At 42.8% G+C, this 6,549-nt stretch carries 6 protein-coding genes; all 6 read right to left on the minus strand.

All coding sequences use genetic code 11. From position 1 onward, the window contains the following. Positions 1-8: 8 nt before the first annotated feature. The gene (locus tag B4W65_RS16715) at positions 9-545 is read right to left on the minus strand and encodes a hypothetical protein (RefSeq protein ID WP_088656307.1); all 537 of its coding nucleotides are present in this window, start codon (positions 543-545) and stop codon (positions 9-11) included. A gap of 62 nt (positions 546-607) precedes the next feature. Next, positions 608-1,408 carry a hypothetical protein gene (locus B4W65_RS17500; RefSeq protein WP_205741319.1) on the minus strand — a complete coding sequence of 267 codons (801 nt, stop codon included), beginning with the start codon at positions 1,406-1,408 and terminating at the stop codon, positions 608-610. A gap of 66 nt (positions 1,409-1,474) precedes the next feature. Next, positions 1,475-2,359 carry a hypothetical protein gene (locus tag B4W65_RS16725; RefSeq protein WP_088656308.1) on the minus strand — a complete coding sequence of 295 codons (885 nt, stop codon included), beginning with the start codon at positions 2,357-2,359 and terminating at the stop codon, positions 1,475-1,477. 8 nt (positions 2,360-2,367) lie between these two features. After that, on the minus strand, positions 2,368-5,400 hold the full coding sequence (locus B4W65_RS16730; protein WP_088656309.1) for a toxin VasX: 3,033 nt from the start codon (positions 5,398-5,400) through the stop codon (positions 2,368-2,370). 19 nt (positions 5,401-5,419) lie between these two features. Next, entirely contained in the window at positions 5,420-6,118 is a 699-nt protein-coding gene (locus B4W65_RS16735) for a PAAR domain-containing protein (protein ID WP_088656310.1), read from the minus strand. 12 nt (positions 6,119-6,130) lie between these two features. Then, on the minus strand, positions 6,131-6,549 hold a 419-nt coding region (locus tag B4W65_RS17370; protein ID WP_205741320.1), incomplete at its 5' end, for a hypothetical protein.

Below are 6,549 nucleotides of genomic sequence, written 5' to 3' on the forward strand. Positions count from 1 at the left end.
AATACGTACTAGGCCGAATGCTTACCCTTAAACGCATTCATCAACATGAAAACAAAGCCGGCAAGGATAGGGGGAGTAAAAACAGCATTAGCAACGTCTATTTCGTCATCAGAGGTGAAATGAGAAACAACAAATCCTAAGAAAGCAACCGCCACAACAAAACCAGCTAAAGCATATTTCCAACTGCCCCTAACATAGAAATCAAAAAAGTCGTCATCTGCTCTGGTTAACACGACTCGTTCATCCCCAACGTTAATCCTGTTGATCTCCTTTAAATCGACCTTCTCCGGCCATGTGTACACTTTATGTTTGATGTTTAAACTACCATCGGCAATTTCAACAACCTTCTTTCCCGCAAGAAATAAAACGAGGCAGCTAAGATTAATGCTAATTGCTATTGCAAAAAAGCCTAATCCGCCCTTCTTACCTAAAAAAAAAGAATCGAAATCAACATATTCAAGGGGCAAATAAATCAACCCAATTCCTGCTCCTAACCCAAACAATAAAACAAGAATGACCAAAGCAACTTTTTTCCAATTTTCCATAGGACCTGTACTCACAAATGTATTTTAAAGCCTGTTAAATTGATCTTATATTACTAATTGTTTTACACCAAATACTCCTCATCTCTCCAGTATCTTTCTCTCTCGATCTGCTGTGCGGTAGTTGCCTCAGGCGTAGGTATCCGGCTTTTGTAAAGAGGGGGCGGGAAACCTTCTGCTTTGCGGCGCTGAAAATCAGCTTCGCGGAATTCATCCATTGCATCTCCAGGAGGCAATGGTCGGTTGCGATCCATGTACCACACCCAATACGACCAGGCTTGCCAACCGCCCTCCATAAAAATATCTAAGTCTATTGGGAAGTAGTCTTTAATACTTAAAGGCTTAAAGGAGCGTTTCACTTTTAAGGTCCAATGAAATAAACCTGCGGTACCATTAGGGGCGAAGAAAGCCGGCACATCATTAAAGGGGATGCGGTGAGGCTTATCAAAGAATGCCCCATGCAATTCCAATATGTCATTGTGCCGGTGAAAAACGATCTGTTTGTCTTTGGGCAAGATGTACCCGAGGATTAGAGAAATAATCGCGGGTATAATACCGATTACCAAAGGAACCCAAACTCCACCGCCAATAAAAAAAAAGAAAATACCAAAAGCGAACAGAACAACTCCAATCTTTTTCAGCATTGGATTAAAATTTGTCTGATTAAGTCTGATTTGATATATATCTATTTCATCAACGGTCCGGCCATCTTTGATTGCTGCTGGCATTTTTGTGAATACCCCTTTGTCTAAAAGTGTTTCATCTCGTATTAGGAGTCTTTCCTTTGTAATCACTGATTTTCCTGGATGAGAAACGATTATCCGTTCCAGATTTCTTCTGTCAATGGGTATTTTAGTATAATCCATTTTTGATTAATATAGGGCATCTGTTGCAAACTTTCATTCAGCGCCTCGCCACCATTAGAATGAACTTTAAGTATTGTAGTAGTCAGTTTTGACTGGTGCAACCTCTATCTTCTGTTCATTATTCAATGAGATATTGAATCTCCCAGGGACCATTTTGTTTCTTTCATTCATGAGCTGAAATTCTTTCGTGAAATGCTCAGGGGTTTCAAAGGCAGAGGGATATATGGGTGGTGGAAAGCCCTCAGCCTTGCGACGTTCATAATCTCTTTGTCGATAAGGATCTAGTGCGTCACCGGGTGGTAAGGGGCGGTTTCTATCCATATACCAAACAAAATAACTCCAAGACTGCAAATAGGTTCCATAAGCAAATGAAAACAATACGCCTCCTTCCAGCTTGTCTGCCAGTGATTTATTTTTAAACAAACGTAAATAAATCCCCCCTTGGAAGCGAGTCGCCAGTGCTACAACAACATGCAAGTCCTCAAACCTCATTAATTGAGGAGGTTCATTCAATGAACCAGGAACTTGAACAAGGCCACGTTGACGATCAAATATTAATTTGCGCTCTTTGTTTATAAAATATGCTTTATAAAAGGACCAAAGAGCTGGCAATATTGTAAATAGACCTATGAATAAACTTATCAGAAGAAAGCCTGAATCAAACTTCCTTCCGCCAATTAAAGGTACACTCAGAACAAAGATAAAAGCTCCCACAAACCCCCAGGCCCAGTATAGCTCCATCTTTCTGGTGTCTGAAACATCTTTTACTATAAAATTATCGTTTGCGTATTCAAATGCACAAATCGCCCCTGGTTCAATATCGTCCCTATTAACCGCAGCCGGTCCCGGCAACTCAGAAATGCAAAGATCTACATACTTCTTTTTCCAGTCCCTTGGTACTTTTGGCTCAATCCTCCTGTTTGGATTGTAATATTTATTTATATCAAACATGTCTTTTCTTAATTAATTGGTGATTTCAGCTCATTTTTAAAACCTCTCCTGATTTGATCTCCGGCAAAAACTGACTTTACCAGTCTCTGCTCCCTCTCATTTTCTTCTTTATCCAATAAACGAGAATTAAATGGTGTTCTTGCCTGTTGAACAATAGTTTCTTCGTGATACAGTTTTTCGCGGACGGCAATGAAGCGTGGTTGTCCATCTCGGTTAATTGGAAAGGAATGTGCATGATCCTGACAACGACATAAGATTAAAACTTCAGCCTGTTTATGAAATATTCTGTGTTGAGGATCTGGCAAATAGGCCTCTGGGATATCAAACAAAGCTACAAAGTACTCAGCCTCAAGATCTGTTTGTTCAATAATACGCACGTTACCTTTATCGGGATCTTCTGTAAGCAAAATGCCGCTTTCGCCAACCAGAATGCCATTTGGGTATAAATAGATTTCTAATTCAATATCTGCCACACACATTTTTGCCATGTTGAAGTGGATATTCACATACATCTCCTTTTTAAAATGTTCGCGAATGGTGGTTGAACCAATTACCCTTGACGATATCACGTTGGGCTTATTTTCAATTATCACTACACCTCCAAATAAAACATCGGACAGACGCTCATAAAAAAACTTATAATCAGTCCATTCCTCATAACCTCGTTTTACCATGGTGTGGGCCATTGTTCGATGGTGCCTGATTGATTCTTCAAAAGAACCCGCTAAATCAAATTCGTCACTATCAAAGAAAACGAGAATCTTTTTTTGTCTGAATTGACAACATTTGGATAATTCTTCCAATGGGCCATCTTCAAAAAAGACAGATAGAATTGAGAAAGCTGTTCCTGCAGCGAGTAGGGCAACCCAACCGGCTGGGTTCCACCCGTTCCAGATTCCAATGCCCGCTACAGTTCCCAAAATAGCCGCAAGCCCTTGCATAGCTGCAGCATCTATATCTCCCTTGTATAAATTAACTCCTCCATCAATGACGTCTGTGGCGGCAGTTAGCCAGGCCCCCACTGCGCATGCTTTTGCAGGGAGCCCTTTCAATAAATCATCTGCAACTTTCTTAGAAAATACTCCATTCAATTGTTTTGATAAAATCCTATAAGTTGAGTGTGTTTCAACAACTCCTGCAATTGATGAAAGTGTTGTTAATGCGTTCCTAAATAATTCAAGATTTTTATCGGATTCTCTAAACAGTTGAAAGGTGGCACTACCAAGATTTATTATAGCCACCTGTGCCACAAGCCTATTCCAGACCAGAGAATTGGATAAATGGTCTGCCAGATCATACAATTTTCCCTCTCTTTGAAAAGCAGAATTGAATTTCTGAGAAATACTGACTTGTTCAATGTTAATGACACTGCCATCTACAGCTCTTAAGAATCGAAGGTCCTCCAATAAATCATCGGTAATATTTACCATTTGCTTTCCTGCATCCAAAAAAGGCTTTTTGTTTTTTACCACTTTTTGAATTGTAACAATATCAAAGCATTCATCGACGATCAATTCACCGTTCCTGAATACTCTTATCCCATTCAGCATTTTTATTTGGGTGGTTAAAAATTTCGGATACTTTCTGGCAAAGTCTGCTATGCCACCAATCATAGTATTCCATGCAAGGGCAACCCTGATCAGATTGTCCCCTCCTTTTTTAAGGTCAATATCCACCTTCTCGAACAAAATCCCCTGCCCCTTCTCAAAGGTGTCTTTTGCATAATTATAGCCACTGTCACTTTGCCTGCTAATTGCTTCATTATCTTCGCTTAAATTGTACACATGATCCTTCGCATTAACGCGGTATTGAAGATTGCTCAAATGCAATGAAAATCTGGCTTTGCCGTTCAGTTTTATTTCTGGAGTATGGGCATTGTATTCAAGTACACCATTTTGATAATAATCGCTTTTCAAAAATGAGGTGAGTTGTTCTTTTGCCTCCAAAATGTCGGCTCTGCACTGCTGACGCTCCTCCTTTGCCAGCATTGACTCCATTCTTTCCCGATCAAGATGCTTGCCATACTTATCAATATTCTCCTCAGAACAAAAGGCTGCCTGATACAATAAAAGCAATGATTTATGTAATAACTCCGACTTCTCGAGAAGAGCCTTATCGCTAAGATTCACGGGTCCCTTATTCCCTTTAACTATCTCTTTGTACGTTCGATGCCTATCAAGACCAGTTTGCATTGATATAATTAGAGCATCCATAAAGTCCCACTTGTTCTGAAGCTCTACCGTCAATTCGTCGGCACAGCCCAATGGGTCGTGCAAACAGAAAAATACTTCATCATGTTCATCGGGGTTTTCTTCAATGGCTTCTACGTTGTTAAAATAGGAGACCCATTGTTGAATATTGATTTGATCTTCAATCTCCATATCCATGCCAGGGGCCAAATAGTAAGATCCATAGGCATCCTTTTTTTCAGGGGGAGTTGCATAGTCGGCAAGGGGGAAGTAAGCATCGATTTCATCAACCGTATAACAGTCCGGCGCGGTACGATTATCTGCCCAGGCAGTTGCATCAAATTTTTGCATTCGCCGCTCTCTCAGCGTCTGATCGCTTCGTAATTTTTGTATGTAGCTGGCACTGAATTGGTATTCGGAATAGGCTATCCAAACAACATCATCAATAGAAAGGCATAGATATCTGGTGCTTCTTTCCTCCTGGGGCAGGCGGATGTCTTCCGACAGATCTGAAACAATGTTGGTTAAACCACCTAAGGCTTCAATCTTAAACTCCTTAAACAGGTCAACATTGGTCTCGAAGTAAACATAGATGTATCCTTCTCTCACCACGGTGGGACGATAGCTCCACCCCTGTATGGGAGGCACATTTTCAACCGCATACCGGGTCTCTTTTTCACGCTGTGGCCAAACAAAGAACTTCTTACGGTCGTCTTTCACGGGTATATACCTCATGAAACTCAAACTAACTTCTGTGGGCTTGATGATTAAATCATCTCCGGCAGCAGTGGCTTTGTTGGTTTGATAGCTGGCGGTTACACTACAAGTGGCTATATCCGGCAAATTACTCATTTGATGCGCTTTTGATTGATTATTCTTCTTTTTCTATCTGCCAGCTTACCCTTACTTCTCCATTTTCGACTTTCCCTGACAAATCTTTCTTGATTATTTCGCCGTTGGCTTGTTTTCTTTCGATGGAAAAGTCAATATTTTCTCCGTCTTCAATATTCATAACCGATGCGACAATCTCTACTTCTTTCAGTTCTTTTGAATTAATGATGTTGGTATTCTCTTTTACCCACCTCACATTATAAATCCTGGGTTCACCCTCACATTGTTCTGCTTCTTCCTTTAACTTCTTTTGATTGGCTTCCGCCTCTTTCAAGCTGGCACCGCGTCCGCTGACAGCGGCAACGGCCTTCAAAAGGGGCGAGATTTTTGGAAAGGGAATTCTTTTGACGGGAGTAATGGCCGTGGCGCCACTGCAGCCGGTGCCAATCAGAACGGTGGGTTCGCCAACGGTGATGGAGCCGCCGTGCGCCGTCATGCAGCCTACGGTAGCGGCGGGTTTGCCGCCTATCAATACAGTGGCTTCTCCTTGAACAATGGTGTCCGGAGGTCCGGCACAAACACACATATCGCCCATTACGGCAGCGGGCTTTCCGCCTATCAATACGGTGGGCACACCCGGGCCCGATACCGGTCCGCCCACATGTGGTGGCGGGGGTGTTCCGGGATTCAACATGGGGCAAACGTGCATACTTCCTACTGTGGCTGCTGGTCCTGGCATAACTTTTCCTCCTTAGTTTACTTTTACTATTCCCCCGGCCACTTCGGCCATGGCTTTTCCGTTGACTTTGGCCTGGGTGCCGTTGAGTTCGGCGGCGGCCTTACCTTCCACAATAGCATTGGCACCGCTGAGGGTGGCATCGCTGGTGGCCTCAATGGCTACTGCGCCCTTGCTGCTGACCGAGGTATCGCTGTCGCTCTGCAGGGCCAGTTCGCCCTTACTGACGGCTTGCATGTTGCCTTCGGAGCTGAGATTCATGTCCTTCTGCGCCCCAATGGTCACATTTTCCTCTGCGGCAATATTCACATTCTTGGCACTCAGGTTCAGGGTTTCCATGGAACTGATGAGCAGCGACTTCTCCTGCGTGTCGAAGGTGATGATGGAGCCGCCGTTGTCGCGGATGTGGATTTTCTCGGCCCCGTCGGTGTCGT

The sequence above is a fragment of the Geofilum rhodophaeum genome (assembly GCF_002210225.1).
Lineage (GTDB): Bacteria > Bacteroidota > Bacteroidia > Bacteroidales > Marinilabiliaceae > Geofilum > Geofilum rhodophaeum.